Origin of the sequence: Roseinatronobacter bogoriensis DSM 18756, assembly GCF_004366635.1 — a bacterium.
Taxonomy (GTDB): Bacteria; Pseudomonadota; Alphaproteobacteria; order Rhodobacterales; family Rhodobacteraceae; genus Roseinatronobacter; species Roseinatronobacter bogoriensis.
Map to the genome: position 1 here is coordinate 299682 of NZ_SORN01000001.1, position 18893 is coordinate 318574.

Below are 18893 nucleotides of genomic sequence, written 5' to 3' on the forward strand. Positions count from 1 at the left end.
ATCGCCCCCTTAATACACGCCGCCGGAGTTTTGCTTTTCACCCTGCCCGCGTACTGCTGACGCTGCGGATTTCGCAGCCCCCATCAGCAAACCAAGGTCCGAGGCAATGGCCACATAGCTGAAGCCCATGTCGATATAACTGCGCACGCTGGCCGGATCGGCACCGACAATGCCGCAAGCCAGCCCTGCCGTTTTTGCGGCCTGTGCAGCACTGCGCAAGGCGGCCTGCACGTCGGTATGTCCGATCTGCCCCAGCAGGCCCATGCCGCCAGACAGATCGCCCGGCCCGATAAAGACCGCATCCACGCCGTCAAGTTCTGCAATCTCTGGCATCAGGGCTACAGCTTCGGGGGTTTCCAGTTGCAAGATGACGGCGATCTGATCGTTGGCGCGGGCCAGATAATCGGGTGCAGTTCCAAATCGGCTGGCGCGGTGCATGGCGGCCACCCCGCGCGTGCCTTGTGGCGGGTAGCGCGTTGCGGCCACAGCGGCGCGCGCTTCGTCCACCGACTGGATGAAAGGGAACATGATCGAACGCGCGCCCGCATCCATCACCCGCTTGACCATGACCGGGTCGTTCCACGGCACGCGCAGCACCACTTCGGACGGGGCGCCGGACAGGGCCTGCATGATCGCGGTGGCCTGCGACAGATCAATGGGCGAATGTTCCATATCGACCAGCAGCCAGTCATACCCGGCATGGCCCATTGCCTCGGCAATAATGGGGCTGGCAGACATGATCCAGCTTCCCAGCGGCGGGGTTGCGCCCTTGGACTGCATCCATGCCTTGAAGCGGTTCTCTTCGGTTTGCATCGCGTCTTTTCCTTGTTGCTCAGAAGATTTCCGGCTCTGGCTCGTCCGGGCCACCGAGCAGGATCTCGAAGTCGCAGCCCTGATCTGCCTGGGTTACATGTTCGCAGAACAGGGCAGTATAGCCGCGCAGGCTGCGCGGCGCGGGTGGGGACCATGCGGCGCGGCGGGCCTCAAGCTCTGTTTCGGGGACCAGCAATTCCAGCCGTTTTGCCGCGACATCCAGTTCTATTTCGTCACCGTCACGCACCAGCGCCAAGGGGCCGCCCACTGCGCTTTCAGGTGCGACATGCAAAACACAGGTGCCGTAATGCGTGCCGCTCATCCGCGCGTCAGAGATGCGCAGCATATCGCGGACACCCTGTTCCAGCAGGTATTTCGGGATGGGCAACGCGCCCCATTCGGGCATTCCCGGCGCGCCCTTGGGGCCAGCATTGCGCAGCACCAGCACCGAATCCGCCGTGATCCCCAGCGCTGGGTCGTCGATGCGGGCCACAAGGTCTGCATGGGTATCAAACACCACGGCGCGCCCCTTGTGGCGCATCAGCCCTGCGCTGGCCGCGCTGGGTTTGATCACTGCGCCGCTGGGCGCAAGATTGCCCTTCAGCACTGCAAGCGCGGCGGCCTTTGCAACCGGATTGTCTAGCGGGCGAATAACATCGTCATCGTGGCATTCCACCCCCTCGATCATCTGCGCCAGCGTGCCTGTGACCGTGCGTGCTGTCATGTCCAGATGACCAGAGAGGCGCAGCACCAATGCAGGCAGGCCACCGGCAAAGAAAAAATCCTCCATCAGCCGGTCACCGGCGGGGAAGATATTGACCAGAACGGGCACTTCGTCGGCGGCGCGATCCAGATCGGGCAGTCCAAACTCAATGCCCGCGCGCCGTGCCAGTGCCACCAGATGCACAGCGGCATTGGTTGACCCGCCAAGCGCCATGAATACCCGCGCGGCATTCGTGAACGAGGCGTGGTTCAGCACATCGGACGGGCGCAGATTCTCCCAGACCATCTCGACGATTCGGCTGCCACAGGCCGATGCCATGCGTGTATGGCCCGAATCCGCCGCCGGAATCGAAGATGCGCCGGGCAGGGTAAGCCCCATCGCATCCACGATCGAGGTCATGGTCGAAGCGGTCCCCATCGTGTTGCAGGTGCCGAATGACCGCGTCATGCGGCTTTCAAGATCGACCCAGTCATCCTGACTTATTTCGCCCGAACGCAGCTTGTCCCAATAGGCGCGTGTATGTGTGCCCGCGCCCAACGTCTTGCCTTTCCAGCGCCCGTTTAGCATGGGGCCAGCGGGGCAGAAAATCGCCGGGATATTCATCGAGATTGCGCCCATCAGCAGGCCGGGGGTTGTCTTGTCACAGCCGCCCATCAGAACCGCGCCGTCAATGGGGTGCGAGCGCAAAAGCTCCTCTGCCTCCATCGCCAGAAAATTGCGGTAAAGCATGGTGGTTGGCTTGACCATCACCTCGCCCAGCGACAGGGCTGGCAGTTCCACCGGATAGCCGCCAGACGCCCAGACAGCGCGCTTCACCGCCTCGGCGCGGTCGCGCAGATGGGCGTGGCAGGGGCTCATGTCGGACCATGTGTTCAGGATGCCAATGACAGGCTTGCCCATGAATTCTTCGCGCCGCATGCCCATTTGCTGCGTGCGCTGTCGGTGCGCGAAGCCGCGCATATCGCCCGACGCATACCAGCGCTGGCTGCGAAGTTGCGAAATATCGCGTCTGGTCACTGGCCCCTCCCTGATGTGGTGATGCGTGACATCTGTGTTGCAAACTCTCCTCTCCTTACTGTGTCATTTAAATAAAAGCGCTGCAAGGGAGTTTCGATATTCCATGTTTTTACGAGAGGTATTTTGATCCAAAGTAATGATAATAAACTGATAAATATATAAAAAAACTAGATTTATGAGATTGTTGACAGGAATCAGGGCAGATGTTACCCATAATCGTAGCGCTACGAAATTGTAGGAGGCAATGCCGTGGCGATATGTGGGGGGTGGGCTGCATGGATGCATTGATCCGGTTTATGGATGTCGTGAACAGGACGACGACACGGATTGCGGGATACCTCGCCACGGGGTTGCTGTTTGCGATGCTTGGCGTGGTGATCGTCCATGTTTTCTATCGCTATGTGCTGAATGACAGCTTCGGCTGGACCGAGGAATTGTCGCGCACGATGATGGTCTGGATGGCCTTTCTGTATTTCCCGACTGCGCATCGCTACGGGATGAATGTCAGCCTCGATATCTTCATAGCTGCAATTCAGGATCATCCGATCATGCGCTATTTCGGGTTGCTGATAGAGCTAGCGGTTTTTGTGATGCTGTGCGGCGCGATCTGGCTTGGCTGGGGGTTGATGTCGCGCGCATCTTCCAGCTTCACCCTCGCGCTGCAATTGCCGCTTGGATATGTCTACGCGATCATGCCCGTGGGCTTTGCGCTCGTGGCGCTGGTGTCATTCGAGCGCCTGTTGCGGTTGGTCGCCAATATCTTCTACCCGGGCCGGTACAAGGTAAATGTCTTTGGTTCGTCCACAGCGGCGGGGGGCTAAGGTCATGGCATTTCTGTATATCTGGATTTTCCTTGGCCTTCTGATTATCGGCACGCCGATTGTGTTTGTCATGTTACTGGCCCCCGGCCTGACGCTGATCATTGAGGATAACACGCGCTTTCTGAACTTGCTGGTGCAGCGCCTGTTTGCGGGCATGGACAGTTTCCCGCTGATGGCGCTGCCGTTTTTCATTCTGGCGGGCGAGTTGATGACCGCGGGCGGTGTCACCAGCCGGATCGTGAAATTTGCAGAAACTTTCGTGGCTCATCGTAAGGCAGGGCTGGGGCAGGTGTCGGTGTCATCTTCGATCATGCTGGCGGGTGGGTCGGGCTCTGCTGTGGCCGATGCTTCGGCGCTGGGTGGCGTCATGATTCCGGGGATGCATCAGGCCGGATACACAAAGTCTTTTTCGGCTGCGATCACGGCGGCTTCGGCTGTTCTTGCGTCGATCATCCCGCCGTCGGGGCTGATGATCCTTTATGCATTCATCATGAATGTATCGGTCGCGGCTATGTTCGCGGCCAGCATCATTCCCGGCCTGATTATCGGCTTTGGCCTGATGGTTGTTGTGGCGGTGGTCGCGCGTTTCCGCAGTTTCCCTGACCCGGCCCCGCGCGCGGACTGGTCCGAGACATGGAAGACTGGCAAGTCAGCCTTTCTGCCGCTGCTTACACCTATCATCCTGATTGGCGGGATTGTCGGCGGTATTTTCACCCCAACCGAGGGCGCGGCTGTTGCGGCGTTCTATGCGCTGATTCTTGGGGTGTTCATCACCCGTGAAATCAGCCTGCCGCAACTGTTCGAGGTGTTCAGCAAAGCTGCGCTGAAATCCGCGATCATCTTGTTGCTGGTCGGCGCGGCGGTGTCCTTTGCCTCGCTTGTCAGCCTGAAGGGCACGCCGCAGCTTGTGTCTGGTTTCATCCTGAACATCACAACAGACCCGCTGATGCTGTTTCTGGTGGTGGTGCTCTTCCTCTTGGCCATAGGCACCATCATGGATGCAGGGCCAGCCATCCTGATCCTTGCGCCGATTCTTGCGCCTGTGCTGATCGGCGTGGGCATCCATCCGATCCATTTCGCTGTCGTCATGTGCATCACCCTGATCATCGGGTTGATTACGCCGCCGCTTGGGCTGGTGCTGTTCGTGGTGTCTGGCATTTCGGGCGAGCGGATCGAGCGCATTTCCTGGGACCTGATCCCTTATTTCCTGTTCGAGGTCGCGGTGGTCGTGGCGCTCGTGTTGTTTCCCGAACTGGTCATGTGGTTGCCACGCCAGCTTGGGTATGTCTGACGAACCAATCCAGAAAGGGAGGAGACTGATATGTTGGACCTGAACAAAGCCCTGACCGGCACGCGCACGGCGCTGTTGGCAGGTGCAGTTGCACTGGCGGGGGCATTTGCCCCGCAGGCGCTGGACGCGACGGAACTTAACCTTGTGTTCCTGGCCAATGAAGATGATCAGGAATATGATGCTGCGTTGGTGTTCAAGAATTTCGTCGAGGCCCGCACGGGGGGCGAAGTGACCGTGAACATTTTTGTCGGTGCACAGCTTTGTGGTTCGGCAAATGAGTGTTTTGAATCCATGCGGGCCGGTGTGGTGAATATGTATACTGCAACTGCAGGGGGCGCTTCGGCAATCTATCCGGCGGTGCAGGGCATGGATATTCCCTATGCGCTGAGTTCGGACCGGGTTGCACAGCTGACGCTGCAAGATCAGGAATTCACGAATTTCATGCGCCGTCAGATTCTGGACTCGTCAAACAATGACATCATGCTTCTGGCTATGACCCAGACCGGCGGCTGGCGCAATTTTGCGACGCGTGACAAGCCGATCCACACTCCTGACGATGTGGCCGGTGTCCGTTTCCGCACCATCGAGTCGGAGATTCAGCAGCGCCTTGTCCGCTCCATGGGTGGCTCTCCGACGCCTATTCCGTGGCTTGAAGTTTACACGGCGCTTCAGACCGGGGTTGTCGATGGCACCAAGAACTCAATCAGTGACATCGCCAATATGAACTTTCAGGAGCAGTTGAACTACATCACACTCGACGGTCATGCCTATATGGCGTCGATGTGGTTTATTGATAACGCAACTTTCCGGTCGCTGACGCCGGAACAGCAGCAGGTCGTGCTTGATGGCGGCGCGCTGATGTCCACGATCCAGTTCGGGATCCAGCCCCGCAAAGAGCTTGATGCTTATGCCAAATGGCTGGAAGCGGGCAATGAGATCATCGCGCCGACAGAGGAAGCCATGGAGCAGTTCCGCAGCCATGCAGAGCCGATCCGCGAGTGGTATCTGGAGCGGTTCGGTGATGCCGGTCAGGAATTCCTCGAAGCGTTCGAGGCCGCTGTCGCCCGGTCTGAAGAGATAGTGGAAAGTGACCGCGCCTCTGCCATGCAGTGATCTGACTGCCGCATGAAGACACTTTGGGGCGCGATCAGTCAGGGCATTGATCGCGCCCTCTTTCACTGAAAAAAGAACAGCTGATAGAAGTTCTTGGTTTGCAGATGTTATTTGAGGCGCAACGAAAAGGGAGCCGTGGGGGCTTTTTGTCAAGAGGTTGCAAAATGAATAGCGGGATGTGCATGTTCAAACGGTCGACATTCGTTGATGCGATCATATCAGAAAAGGATGCGCGGCCATGACGATCCAGCGGCAGCGCCGTAACACCCGACGGACAACCATGACAGATGTGGCGCGCGTTGCAGAGGTGTCGCCCTCGACCGTTTCGCTGTATCTGCGCACGCCAGATGCCGTTTCCCCCGAATTGCGCGGCCGGATTCAGCGTACGATCGACAGCTTGCGCTATGTGCCCAACCGGATGGCGGGGTCACTGGCCGCAGCTCGGACGCATGTGGTTGGTGTCATTGTGCCATCGCTGGTCAATTCCTTTTTTGCCGAAACTGTCAGCGCGCTTGAATCCGCACTTATGCTCAAGGGCTATCAGTTGCTGATCGGCCACACGAATTACGACACCGCGCGCGAAGAGGAACTGGTGCGCACCTTTTTGTCGTGGTCGCCATCTGCGATTGTCCTGACCGGCCTTGGCCATAACCGCGCGACACGCCAGATGCTGGAGGCGTCCAGCATTCCGGTGGTCGAGATGTGGGAAATCGGGCCGCAACCCATCGATATGATGGTTGGGTTTTCGCATAGTGACGTGGGCCGGGCGCAGGCCCGCCATCTGATAGACCGGGGATGCCGCGATATTGCCTTTATTGGTGCACGACTGGACAAAGATTCGCGCGCTGCCCAGCGTGCTCAGGGCTATTGTGATGTGCTGAACTCTCACTCTGGCCTCCAGCCGCCAGAAATTGCCCTATGCGACGCGCAGACCGCTTCCGCGGCGGTGGCTGCCTTTGCTGAGTTGTTGCGCAAACGGCCCGCGCTGGATGGGATCGTGTTTTCAAATGACATTCTTGCGCTGGGCGTCTTCATGGAGGCGGGTCGGCGTGGCATCAAAGTGCCGGATCAGATCAGGATGATTGGTTTCGGGGGGCTGGATTTCACATCTGAAAATGTGGCGGACCTGTCCACAGTTGTTCCCCCACGGCGAGAGATTGGCGAAGCGGCTGCGCGCATGCTTCTGGCGCGGATCGAAAACCTTCCGACCGCTGATCAGATATTGCTGGAACCCGTTCTGGAAATTCGCAGCAGCACAGGCGAAGGGCGCATGGATGCGCCGCGTGCCAAAGCTGGGATGGGCCGCGCGCAATAAGCTGCCGCCCGCAGCACTGTCGGAACGGAATGCAGACTGTGGACTTGAACACCTTTCGGCGGGCTGAGGTCCGCGCTTGCTCCGTATCCCCATCGACCGCAACACCCTCGAAGCCCTAGCCAAGCATCTTGTGTCAGCCGGTGCACTTTGCCCTTTGTGAATGAGCGCAGGGTGTCAGCTATCTGGTCTTGGGGCTGGGGCAATCGTCAAACTTCGTCGGGACTTTGGGAACAAATGCCCTGACGCGCTGATTGTTTGACACAGAGGCAGCATTTTTTCAGGAGTCGCCGCGTGTCGACAGATACTATCGTAGTGCCGACGTTAAAACCGTCGCTGCATTCTGTCTGGCTCCTTGGTAGTGTGGTCGCACTGATCGTGGCATCGCGTGTCATTGCGTTTTTGCATGACCCGGAAATCTGGCTGGACGAGGCGATGCTGATGGCGAACTTGCCATTGGACTGCTTATCCGATGCCTTCAGGCCCTTGCCGGAACATGCACAGGCGGCGCCACCGGGATACCTGCTTGCAGCAAGCGCTATATCGAGGCTTTTCGGGGAGCAACAATATCATGGTCTGCGTTTGCTAAGCATCGCAGGAAGCCTTGGGGCTATGGTTTTCATGCTTCTGGCGCTGTTGCGATTGAATGCTGCCACGCTTGCGCCAATTGCGCTGGCGCTGGTGTTTCTGTCGCCATTCGGGGTGCGCTATGGACTAGAGATCAAGCAGCATTCATACGATCTCATGGCGACAAGCCTGTTGCTCTATGCAACGATCCGCGCCGCGCAACGCGGGGGGCGGCGTCCAGATCTTGCACTGCTTGCGGGTGCAGGTGGTTTTGCGATCCTGTTCTCATTCAGTGCGCCCTTGCTGATTGCCGGTATGACTGCGGGCCTTGCTGCCGCAGCCCGATGGAAAAGGCCGCTAACAGTCGTCGGTCACTCTCCGGTGTTTGTGATGCTGGGTTTGACGCTTCTTGCGCTGCTGTGGCATTTCACTGTTACCTCATTCCTGACCACCGGAAATGTCTCGGCTTGGGCGGCGCAAGAGTCCAGTGCTTACCTTGCACTGCCTTTCCTTCGGCATGGTGAGGGGATCGGCCCGCTTGGTTTCATGTCGATCATGTTCGGTATGTTTGATCCGTGGTACCGTCTATCGAGCGGGTATCACGCGCAACGCATCGTCGCGGTTATTTGTACCATTTTGCTGGCAATCGGGTTTGTGGCAAGCGCGCGCCGGATACCCTTCGTCGCATGGTCTTGCGCGGCATTTCTGGGCGGGATTGCTGGGCTTAGTGCGCTGGGCCTTTATCCCATTATCTACACACAGAATTTTGCCTTTGTTCAGCCCGTCTTGGGCATTGTGATCGCTGCGGGATTGGCCGTGCTTGGCAGCTTTTTCATGCGCGCAGCCCTTGGCAGGCCGGGCGCTGACACGATCAGGGTCGGCCTTGCAACGCTGCTTGTTGCCGGCATGGGATATAGCGCGCTACATGCGGCCCTTTCTCAGGAAAAAAGTCATCTGCGGCGTGCAACCGCCATGATAGAGACTGAAACCAGAGGAAATGAAGCGCTTGTCCTGATGTCAGTGGCGACCGGGATCACTTTGCCCTTCGTTGCCCCGGAATTTTTGGCAAAGATGACGCTTGTCCCCGAGGGCCTGTCCACACAGGCGCAAAGCGCGGCCACGGGTGACAGGATTTGGGTGATTTATTCGTCTGTCTACGACGATGAATTGCAGATCGTTCCAGAGAGTTTGGAGCCGTTGAGCACGGCATTCGGTCCATGTGATGAGGTATTCCGCGCAGGGTCAGGCGCGGATCTGGGCTATACGCTTGTATATCGCTGTGGTCCGGCAGCGCCTTGAGATACTCTTGCATGACCGGCCAATCGAATAGCGTGGTTCTGGCTGGTGCGCTGAAGTGGCACACGCACCGTTGTGCCGGTCTTAGCGGTGATGATTGGCAAAATATGCCCGAAAGATCGCGAAGTCCGGGTAGAGGTGGCCGAGGCGATAGGGATGAAACCCTGCCCGCTGGTGGGCAGCGCACCCGACAGGGCAAGCCCCTAAGCAATAGACAGTGTTACGCTGTAGATATGTTCCGTTTCGCGCCGCCGGATGATTACCAAATCAGATCGCCCGCAAGAAAGGCGCGCGCCTCAGGCGCGGCAGGCCCGGCGAAAAATTCGAGCGCGCTCCGATGTTCGATCAGCCGTCCACGGTGAAGGAAGGCCACATCCTGCGCAAGGCGGCGTGCTTGTCCAAGGTCATGCGTTGACATGACGATGGTAATTCCGTCTTCCGAGAATTGCGCGATCATATCTTCGATGATGCGTGTGGCTGATGGATCAAGCGCTGAGGTCGGTTCGTCCAGAAACAGAACTTGCGTGTCCATCGCCCAGGCGCGGGCCAAGGCCAGGCGCTGTTGCTCGCCGCCTGACAGCAAACGCGCGGGGCGGTCGGCCAGCGCGCGCAGACCAAAGCGGTCCAGGGTATGCGCCACTTTTTCACGACGTTCAGAGCTGGCCATGCCCTTCAGCGCCAGCGGGTAGTCCATATTAGCTGCCACCGACCGGCGCAGCAGGACCGGGCGCTGGAACACCATTGCCTGCGCGCCTGCCCGCAATGACCCATCCGCCCAAAGCCTGCGCCCCGAGGTCGGGTCGAGCAGCCCGTGACACAGGCGCAGAAACAGGCTTTTGCCCGCGCCGTTTGCCCCCATGACGATCAACCTGCGCCCGGCTTCGATATGCAGCGACAGATCGGCCAGCAGCGGTTTGCCTGCGACGGCATAGCCAACCTGATCCAGTTTCAGCGGCAGGATCGACGCGGGCGGTGTTCGCGCGGCAATCATCCCAGCCGCCCCCGCGCCCATTGTCCAGCCCCCCATGCGGCCGCGTTCAGCGCCAGTGTGAGTGACAGCAAGATGATCCCCAACGCCACTGCCAGCCCCAGATTGCCCCGGCTGGTTTCCAGCGTGATGGCCGTGGTCATGGTGCGCGTATGGCCGGCAATATTTCCCCCTACGATCAAGACCGCCCCGACCTCGGCGCTGGCGCGACCAAAGCCTGCCAGCACGCCAGTCAGCAAACTGACCCGACCATCCCACAGAAGCGTGGGCACAGATCGAAGCCGCCCCGCCCCAAGGCTGCGAAGCTGATCCCGATACTCGTCCCACAGATCCTCGACTACGGAACGTGTCAGTGACACGACTATGGGCAGGATCAGCAGCGTCTGTGCTATGATCATGGCTGTGGGCGTGAACAGCAGCGCAAGCGCCCCCAATGGCCCAGAGCGCGACAGCATCAGATAGACGATCAGCCCCGCCACCACAGGCGGCAAGCCCATAAGCGCGTTGAAGGTCACAATCACCACCCCGCGCCCGGGAAAGCGTGAAAGTGCAAGCGCTGCCCCAAGCGGCAGGCCGACAAGGCAGGCAATCAGCACTGCGCTTAACGTTACGCGCAGCGACAGCCCGATGATCTGCATCAGGACTGCGTCGCCGGTAGCGATCAGGTTGAGTGCGGTTGAAAAGGGGCTGTCCACCAGTAATCCTTGCGCAGGGCCAGCGGAGAAAACCAGAAAACAAAATATGATTCAATGTGGTATATAATGAAGCGACAAGCCGGATGCCGAAAACACCCGGCACCTTGGCCGCCTTCATGACTTTTTCCGTGGCATGCCGCTGACTCTGCGCGCGTCTTGGGGCACAGCCAGTCGCATAGGAAAGTGATAATCGACCTTGACTCTGGGTCAGGTCAGCGATCAAGGACAGTCGGTCACATGTCCTGCAACCCACCAAAAAAAAGCGCCGCTCTTGTCAACGAACCCTTATGAAAAGGTCGGCTTCTATGACGCGGCGATCGCTGCCGGGCGGCACCGAGCCATTGTCGGTGGGCGCTGGGAAGAAACTGGGCGGATCGAGATGAGCATCCTTCGAGAGGTGGGGCTTTTGCCGCATCATCACCTTCTCGATATCGGGGCCGGGGCGCTGCGGTTGGGGTGCAAAGCTGTTCCATATTTGGCACCGGGCCATTACTGGGCCACTGACGCTTCGCGCGCGATCATGCTGGCAGGATGGCGCGCGGAACTGGCGGACCCGGCGCGACTGGACCCTGTTCAACTGATCGAAGATGCCCGGTTTGAATTTCCCGGCATTCCGGACCAGATCACCCATGCGATTGCCTTTGCAGTGTTTCCGCATTTGCCCTTGGCGCAGTTGAAACTTGCACTGACCAATCTGCGTCGGTTCGAACGGTTGGACTGCTTCCTTTTTACGGTGTTCCTTGCGCCCAATCCCGTTGCGCTGATGACACCATATCGGCAGGCCGATGGTGTTGTGACGCATCATAATCGCGCGCCTTTTCACATTCTTGCAGAGGATGTGCACCAGCTTGCGCGCTCTTGCGGGTGGCGCGTTGCTCGCCGCGAGGTGATGCTGCCCCGAGGGCAGGCTCTGTTCGCTGCGCAGCCTGTCCGGGCCTGATACGACTGGCTTTGCTGGCCTTCGCCAGGGCGGCAGGGAAGGCGCAGCGACCCGGTTCTGGGGGACCAGATTATCAAGCGGCTTAGACTGCGTTCATGAAATTCTATCTGCAGTATCTGTTTCGGAACGGGAAACCCGGCTGGCAGGCTCAGGGGCTTTGCAACCAATAGGAACACAGGCTTGGCAAAAAATCAGCTTTAATGCTTCATCAGGTCTTTCAATGGTTTTTGCTCTATGCAAGTATATGGGCAATTAGAAAAACTTTTTAAATTAACCATATTTGAACGAGGGCTCCGATGACCGAGCATAACCCCGATTTGACTCTGAATCTGCGCGAAGACATGTCCCCGGCAGAACGTAGGGCCTATATCCAGAAATGGATTGCAAAGAACCAGCGCCGCATGGCCGCCGGGCTGGGTGCTACGCTGATGACATTGCCGCTTCTGGCGCAGGCGCAAAGCGTCGAGGGGGCGGTCAACGCGCTGGATATTGCAGGGGTCCGTTCGGTCGCGCTGAACCCTGATGGCAGTGTGCAACTGACGCTTGCGAATGGCCAGCAGGTTCAGGTTGCGGCGTCGTCGGTTCAGGTGGCTGCCGATGGCTCTTTGATGATCAGTGCAGCGGCAGCGGAAATGGTCGCTGATGTCGTGGCCGGGATCGCCGCATCGGGTGCGGCTGGTGGCGGTGCCGTTGCTGGTGCCGGTGCTGGCATTGGCGCTGGTGGTATTGCGGCGACAGTTGGCGGGGTTAGTCTGGCGGCCGCGGCAGCGGCAGCAGGCGGGTCATCAACCGACAGCAGCGGCGGGTCAGCGCCGTTGCCTGTGCTGAATATCGACTCCTTCAGCAATTCGCAAAGCCTGCAGCAGGTATTCGGCGCGTCCGCAGGCGAGCTGTTGGCAAGCGATAGCGTGACGGTCACTGTTGGGCCAGAGGGCGAGGAGCAGACGCTGAGCGCCTTCTTCGACAAGGCCGCCAATGATGGTGAAGGCGCGTGGGTTCTGGCAGCTCTTACACCGGAACAGCGCGAAGCCTTGCCGCAAGGAACACAGGTTCTGAACTTTTCGGCGACGCGCACCAATGAAGATGGCGAAGAAGAGGTGATTACCGGCAAGATCACGGTAAATATTGACACCGAAGCCCCCAAGGTCGAAATCACCACCCCGATTGCATCGGATGATATACTGAACGCCGCCGAAGCTGCCGCTGGCTTTATGATCGAAGGGACCACTGAAGGGGTTGATAACGGCCTGATGGTCACAGTGACCCTGAACGAGACAGAGTTCACGGCAAGGGTCACGAATAACGCATGGTCCCTTCAGATCACACAGGCCGATATTGTCGCGCTTGGGCTGGAAAGCGGCGATGATATCGTGATCACGGCAAATGTTTCGGACCGGGCGGGCAACCCGGCTGTCGAGGATGTGGCCACAATCCAGACTGATTTCATCGCAGAGATCAGCATTGACGACTTCACGATCGAAACGGTGAATACCTTTATCGGCGTTACGATCCGCGGCGAAACTGTCGGGGTTGAGCCAGACCAGCCTGTCACCTTCACGTTCAACGGAACGCCTGTTGAGGGCGTTACTGTGCAGGCCGATGGAAGCTGGTCTGCTTTTATTGAAGCGGCGGTAGTCAATGCGCTTGAGGATGGGGCACAGGTTACGGTCAGCGCCAGCGTCTCGGATGACGCCGCAAATTCGGACAGCAGCAGCACCACTGTCACCACCGATTTCACCACCCCGCCTGTGGCGATCACCAACCCTGCAACAGATGATTTCATCAATGAAGCTGCGGCAGCAGAGCCGCTGGTTGTTGCGGGCGTAACACTGCCGGATGCGCCTGTGACGGTCACGCTTGCGGGGGGGGCCACAAGAAACATTCAGGCGGATGATCAAGGGGTTTGGACAACCAGCTTTGACCCAGAGGATCTGCCCGCCGCCGAGGGTCCTTTCACCATCAGCGCGACCAGCGAGATCGAGGGCGTTGCGGTCCCCGCGCAAGATGTGACGGTTATCAAAGACACAGAAGTTGAGACGCCAAGCATAGAACTTGCCGATGACACCGGCACAGTTGCAGGTCAAACCAGCAATGGCACGGTCAATATCACCACTCTGGAAGACGGTGCCGTCGCCGAATACTCGCTAGACGGGGGCACGACCTGGACCCCGGTTGAAGGGGACAGCTTCACACTTGAAGACACTGGCGAAGTCTCTGTGATCGTGCGCCAGACCGATCTGGCAAATAACCAGTCAGACCCTTCCACCGCGCTGGAATTCACGCTCGACACCGCGCCGCCCGAGGTCACCGTGACCAGCCTTGCAGGGATCGAACCAGATGGCACCCTGACTGCCGCCGAATTGTTCGATGGCGACGCCCAACCGCTGGCAACGGTTGTCCTGACCGGCACAGCCGAAGGCGCGTTTGACGGCGCACCAGTTACAGTGCTGATCAATGGCACCCTCCTTGCCCTCGATCCGGCCCCGACCGTAACGGGCGAGGCATGGAGCGCTGATATTCCTGTATCGGCCTTGGCAGCTCTGGAAACCATCGAAGTGCGCACTGTCGATGGCGCTGGAAACGAGGGCACGGGTACGGCGGGTTTCACCAATTCAGTGGTCATTCCCACAATCACGGTGACTCAGCCTGCTGATGCGTTCGTGGTCGGGCTGGATGAATTCGAGAATGGCTTCACCATTTCCGGCACCACCACCGATGTGCCAAACGGGCCAATGAACCCAACGGATGGCAGCGCAGCCGGGGTGGTGACCATCACGATCACCGCCAATGACGATTCTATCAATCCCTTCGTGCAGCTTGTCTCCGTGCAGGACGGCGCGTGGGAGTTTTTTGTTCCCGCAGATCAATTGACTGATGTTCCTGATCTGACAGATTTTACGCTGAATGTGTCGGTCAGCGACGGGATTTATCCCTTGGCCGTGGAAAATGAGATCGGCATCAGCACCAATATTCCGCCGGAAATTACCTTTGATCCAATTGGCGAAGACGGTGCGTTGATCCTCGCCGATCTCGCCGCGAGCGGTGAGTTCACCCTGTCGGGCACGACCCGTGGGGTGCAGGAAGGTCAGCAAGTGTCGCTCTATATCGGAAATGGGGATGACATTAAGAATGAGCTTTTTGGCAATCCCGCCCAGAATCCAACCGTAGATGAAAACGGCAACTGGACCGTCACCTTTGCACCGGACATTGACGGGATCGACCCTGGTACAGAGCTTGTCTTCAGCGCCGAAGTCAGCAATGCATCCGGTACCGAAGCAGCAACGAGCGAGACTGCGGTTGCGTATCAGGCTTCGGTTTTCACCGCTGTTTTCGACGGTGCCGAGGGCGGCATAAGTTCTTTCTTCGTTTACACAGATCTGGATAATGTCGCCTCTGGCGGGATCCAGCGCTTTAGTCTGAAGATGGAATTTGACCCAAGTGTTGTTCGCCTGTTGCCGGCCGAGCTGACAGATGTCGAGGGCGAGCTGGTGGCGAGTGGCGGTTTGCATTCAACTATTGCCTTGGGCGAGCGGACCCCGAATGAAGCCCCGGACGGGGTTGCGGAAGTTTTCGGGGTACGTTTGCTGGGGCAGATCACCAGTTTTGCATCAGAGCCATTATATGTCTTCGATATGGAGAATCTGGACCCCTCAGCAGTCATCGAGATCAGGCTGACAAACGCAAGCGCGAATGATATTGGCGTCGGCTCGACCGTAAGCTACACAGGAACATCGAATGATGATGTGATTGTTGCAGCCAGTGGAGACACAGCCATCCGCGGCCGTGGTGGGGATGATGAAATCGACGTCTCGTCTGCCGGTGTGAATACGATCATCTTCGAGGGCGGGTCGCGCCAGAATGGTTTTGATACGGTGACAGGCTTTACACTCGGCGGCGCTTTGGCGGACCGGATCGCGATTGCCTTTGGTGGCTTCGGTCAGGATAGTCTGCGCGGGGATGGCACGGATTTCCAGGTAACCGATGGCGGCGCAGTGGGTGCGAATGTCGGCTTTCTGGTGTTCACAACGGCAGTTGAAAATTTCGAGAATGCGACGATCAATGCTGCCTTGAACGGTTTGTCTGATTTGAATGCCGGGGACGATCTGTATCTGCTGATCGGAAATGGTGAAGATGCGATCCTGACAGCGGTTGAGGTTACCGGCAGTGGGGCCAGGGTATTCACCAGCTCCGGCGAGTCCTATGCGGAATTCAAGGAGATCGGCGACCTTAGCGGCTTCTCATCTGCCAATATCATAGGCTTTGAGCAGTATAACGCCTGATGGACGTGTCTCTCATATCACTTTGCCCGGCGTCATGAGCGCCGGGTTGAACCTGACCCCGGTCAGCCATGACCGACATGGCGCGCTGCATTGGCGGCGCTTTTCGTCCTATTCATTTGTTCAGGCGCATCCTGTCGTTCCGATTGTACTGGGGGAACATGAACAGGTTGCCGCCTGTCTGCCCATTCTGTTCAGCCAAAGTCAGGCTGGCTTGTGGCCCGTCGCACTGACCCGGATAGGGGCGCAGACAGCACTGGTGTCCGAAAGTGGTGCATGGCGCGGTGCTTATGTCCCCTCAATCCTGCGGGTTCATCCGTTCCACGCCCGCCCCACCAATACCGGCGAATTTGCCTTGCTGGTCGATGAGGCCAGCGGCCTTGTGACAGATGACCCCGACGATCCGCCGTTTTTCACAGCGGACGGTGCGCTGGCCCCTGATCTGGTGCAAGTGGTCGATTTCTTTCGCCAGCGCGTGCAGGCCGAAGGGAATACGCGTGCGGCGATGCAGGCGATCAGCCGCGCGGGGCTGCTGGCCCCTTTTGCCCCGCCAAAGGGGCGGAAGCTGCCTGTTGACGAGTTGTTGCAAGTGGATGCGGCCGCGCTGGCGCGCCTTGGGCGGGTCGCCTTGGCTGACCTGCACCGTGCAGACGCGCTGGGGTTGGTCCATGCCGCGCTGGTGGGCCGTCATCACCTTGGTCTGCTGGCCCATGTCGAAGACCGGCTTGTTGGCGCTGCGCCTAAGGCGCCGCCCGCAGAAAGGCCCGACGATACTGCAATTTCCGGCTTTTTCGATGCCTTGGCCACGGCGCAGGAACAAGAGCCAACACTTGCGGGTTTGATACGCCCGGCTTTCACGCCCAATTCTGGCAACTGAACCGGGTTGAAGATTGCGCCGCATCGGCGCAATGCACGTTCAAGTCGGCAATCCCATATGGCCAAGCAGAATGCCGGTCATGTCCAGATCGCGGTCAGCCGAAAAATCGGGCGCGGTTAACCCGGTCTGATAGCTGACATTGCCCGCGTTGATATGATCAAGGTTCTGCTCGGGGTCCAGAAACACCCAAGACGGGGCATTGCTGCTGGGCACACCAACCGCTGCGCGCAGCACTTCCAGCGCGTCCAGTGCTGTGACCTTGCCATCGCGGTTGATATCGGCGGCAATGAAGTGCTGCGCGCTTGCAGGCCCGAATGATGGCGCAACCCCCACCGCCAGACGCAAGACATCCAGCGCATCGCGCGCAGTGATGATTGGGTCGCCCTGCGACCACGGGCGGGTTGCATCCAGACGGAGGATCGAAAACTCTGGCAGGGCGGCTTGGCCGGTCCCATTGACAGCCAGGCGAACTTCGCTGCCAGTGTCCAGCGTGAACGTGACGACCGACTGCGGCAGTGGCTGGCCGAAGGCATCCTGCAAGGTCACTGAACCGGATCCTGTGGGGATCGGTTCTGGCGTCGGTTGGGGTTCTGGTGTCGGTTCAGGTTCAGGTTCTGGCTCGGGTTCCGGCTCTGGCTCTGGCTCTGGCTCGGGTTCGGGTTCCGGAACCGGCTCTGGCTCTGGCTCGGGTTCAGCTTCAGGCTCCGGTTCTGGCTCCAGCGGTGGTTCTGGTGTTGGGCTTGTGGGGTCCGGTATCGATTCAGATTGACCGTATATTTCCGTGAGGCTGAGCACCATCACCCTGTCTGGCCCCATCAATCCTTGTGGAAAGATATCCGCCGCGGTGAGGGTTTGGCCTGAAAGCGTGTGCAAGTTCAGTTCATACCCCCGAAAGGCAATGCGTGCGCCTGTGTCAAGTGGCGTAACCTCAAGCTGGTTTGTGTGGCGCAGCATGGGCCAGGCGGAAAGGTCAAGGCGGTCCTGCCCAGGCGCAAAATCAGTGATCGTGATCGCGGTTTGCTGCGGGCGAATGACAAAAACATTCGCACCGCCGCCGCCGCTGAGGTGTGTCACACCATCGCGTGCAATGATGATGTTATCATCTGCGCTGCCCTGACCGTTGTAAACCAACCCGCCAAGCCTTGCCAAAGGCATGTTGAGCACAGTGATACCCGGATCGCGTCCTGATGTGGTGGTGACGATCAACTGGTCCCCAACAACGACAGTTTGAAGCGTGGCCACGCTGTATAGCCCTGTAGTCGGTGTATTGAAGAACGTGTCCAGCCAGATAAGCCAGCCTTCATGCGACAGCGCGAACAGCGAGATGCCATGATCCGCCCCGCCCACCAACACCAGATCAAGCGGACCGTTCGCGGTCTGCACGCTTGCCCCACTGATTGCTTGTACCCGATAGAATGCAGTGCTGGCTGAATCGATGACATGATCTGCGCCTTCATAGCCCTGCGCAGCTTCGCGTAGTACCGATAACGAAGACCCCGCTGCACCTGCAATCACCACACGGGTGCCGAAGCCTGCATCGTGAAAGACCGCCATCCCTGTCGGGGTGGCCAGACCTAGGCTGTCACCAGCTAGGTGCGGCGCTCCCTCGGGGGGCAGGACTTGCAGCGCATTCTGAAATTTGCTGATCATCAACACGTCGCCATCTTGCGTCCTGCTGATGCCGCTTGTCCCTGACCAGGCCGGGCTATCAGGAGCGCTTTCAGGCGCGGTTTCCCGCAACATCGCCCAGAGTCGCAGGAACCCGTCATGGCCTGCTTCTATTTCTTCCTCAACACGGTCGAAGCCGACAAGTCTACGCGGCCCGAAACTGCCATCGGGATTGATCACATGGCCCCAGAATGTCGTTTCACCCAATCCGAAAAAGGCGATCATTTCGCCCCGAAACGTGACCAGTTCAAGCTGGTCACGGGCGGCATTCAGCGCTGTATTGCCGAATTCGACCGTGTCTTGCAGAATCAATGTTCCAGCGCTGTTAATGCGCCATGCGCTGATGCCACCGTGGCGCCCGGAATTCACCAGCAATAGCGGCCCGTCCGGCGCATCCTGCCAGATTGTTGTCGCACCCAGAGAGTGGTCGAACATGTCGATACCCGTCTGGACGCGGCCCTGCTCATGCAGACGCATCTTTCCCCACCTGTATA

At 58.8% G+C, this 18893-nt stretch carries 13 protein-coding genes; 8 read left to right on the plus strand and 5 right to left on the minus strand.

Annotated elements, in window-relative coordinates:
* Positions 1-9 precede the first annotated feature (9 nt).
* Together EV660_RS01320 and araD are read right to left on the minus strand one after the other, a co-directional pair.
* On the minus strand, positions 10-813 hold the full coding sequence (locus EV660_RS01320) for an HpcH/HpaI aldolase family protein (RefSeq protein ID WP_071481723.1): 804 nt from the start codon (positions 811-813) through the stop codon (positions 10-12).
* A 19-nt stretch (positions 814-832) separates the two neighbouring features.
* Complete coding sequence (gene araD, locus EV660_RS01325; RefSeq protein ID WP_071481722.1) at positions 833-2554, minus strand: L-arabinonate dehydratase; 1722 nt, start codon at positions 2552-2554, stop codon at positions 833-835.
* A gap of 275 nt (positions 2555-2829) precedes the next feature.
* Here araD and EV660_RS01330 point away from each other — a divergent pair, with 275 nt between their 5' ends.
* The 5 genes from EV660_RS01330 to EV660_RS01350 all read left to right on the plus strand — a co-directional run bounded on the left by EV660_RS01330 (position 2830) and on the right by EV660_RS01350 (position 8957).
* Positions 2830-3375, plus strand: coding sequence for a TRAP transporter small permease (locus EV660_RS01330; RefSeq protein ID WP_071482332.1), 546 nt, complete (start codon positions 2830-2832; stop codon positions 3373-3375).
* Between the two features lie 4 nt (positions 3376-3379).
* Positions 3380-4666 carry a TRAP transporter large permease gene (locus EV660_RS01335; protein ID WP_071481721.1) on the plus strand — a complete coding sequence of 429 codons (1287 nt, stop codon included), beginning with the start codon at positions 3380-3382 and terminating at the stop codon, positions 4664-4666.
* A 30-nt stretch (positions 4667-4696) separates the two neighbouring features.
* Positions 4697-5779, plus strand: coding sequence for a TRAP transporter substrate-binding protein DctP (dctP, locus tag EV660_RS01340; protein WP_071481720.1), 1083 nt, complete (start codon positions 4697-4699; stop codon positions 5777-5779).
* A 238-nt stretch (positions 5780-6017) separates the two neighbouring features.
* Positions 6018-7094 carry a LacI family DNA-binding transcriptional regulator gene (locus tag EV660_RS01345; RefSeq protein ID WP_071481719.1) on the plus strand — a complete coding sequence of 359 codons (1077 nt, stop codon included), beginning with the start codon at positions 6018-6020 and terminating at the stop codon, positions 7092-7094.
* Positions 7095-7385: 291 nt separating this feature from the next.
* Positions 7386-8957, plus strand: a complete 1572-nt coding sequence (locus EV660_RS01350) for a glycosyltransferase family 39 protein (protein WP_134013859.1) — start codon at positions 7386-7388, stop codon at positions 8955-8957.
* A 256-nt stretch (positions 8958-9213) separates the two neighbouring features.
* Here the strand turns inward: EV660_RS01350 and EV660_RS01355 are convergent, their stop codons facing one another.
* The gene (locus EV660_RS01355; protein ID WP_084635029.1) at positions 9214-9981 is read right to left on the minus strand and encodes an ATP-binding cassette domain-containing protein; all 768 of its coding nucleotides are present in this window, start codon (positions 9979-9981) and stop codon (positions 9214-9216) included.
* Complete coding sequence (locus tag EV660_RS01360; protein WP_232727314.1) at positions 9942-10637, minus strand: ABC transporter permease; 696 nt, start codon at positions 10635-10637, stop codon at positions 9942-9944. The genes EV660_RS01355 and EV660_RS01360 overlap by 40 nt, the downstream gene beginning before the upstream one ends.
* A 271-nt stretch (positions 10638-10908) precedes the next feature.
* Here EV660_RS01360 and EV660_RS01365 point away from each other — a divergent pair, with 271 nt between their 5' ends.
* The 3 genes from EV660_RS01365 (at position 10909) to EV660_RS01375 (ending at position 16731) form a co-directional block, all read left to right on the plus strand.
* On the plus strand, positions 10909-11577 hold the full coding sequence (locus EV660_RS01365) for a class I SAM-dependent methyltransferase (RefSeq protein ID WP_071481716.1): 669 nt from the start codon (positions 10909-10911) through the stop codon (positions 11575-11577).
* 296 nt (positions 11578-11873) lie between these two features.
* The gene (locus EV660_RS01370; RefSeq protein ID WP_071481715.1) at positions 11874-15857 is read left to right on the plus strand and encodes a hypothetical protein; all 3984 of its coding nucleotides are present in this window, start codon (positions 11874-11876) and stop codon (positions 15855-15857) included.
* Between the two features lie 34 nt (positions 15858-15891).
* Positions 15892-16731, plus strand: a complete 840-nt coding sequence (locus EV660_RS01375; protein WP_071481714.1) for a SapC family protein — start codon at positions 15892-15894, stop codon at positions 16729-16731.
* Positions 16732-16770: 39 nt separating this feature from the next.
* Here the strand turns inward: EV660_RS01375 and EV660_RS18530 are convergent, their stop codons facing one another.
* Positions 16771-18876: a dockerin type I domain-containing protein gene (locus EV660_RS18530; protein WP_071481713.1), complete on the minus strand. Its 2106-nt coding sequence runs from the start codon at positions 18874-18876 to the stop codon at positions 16771-16773.
* Positions 18877-18893: the final 17 nt, after the last annotated feature.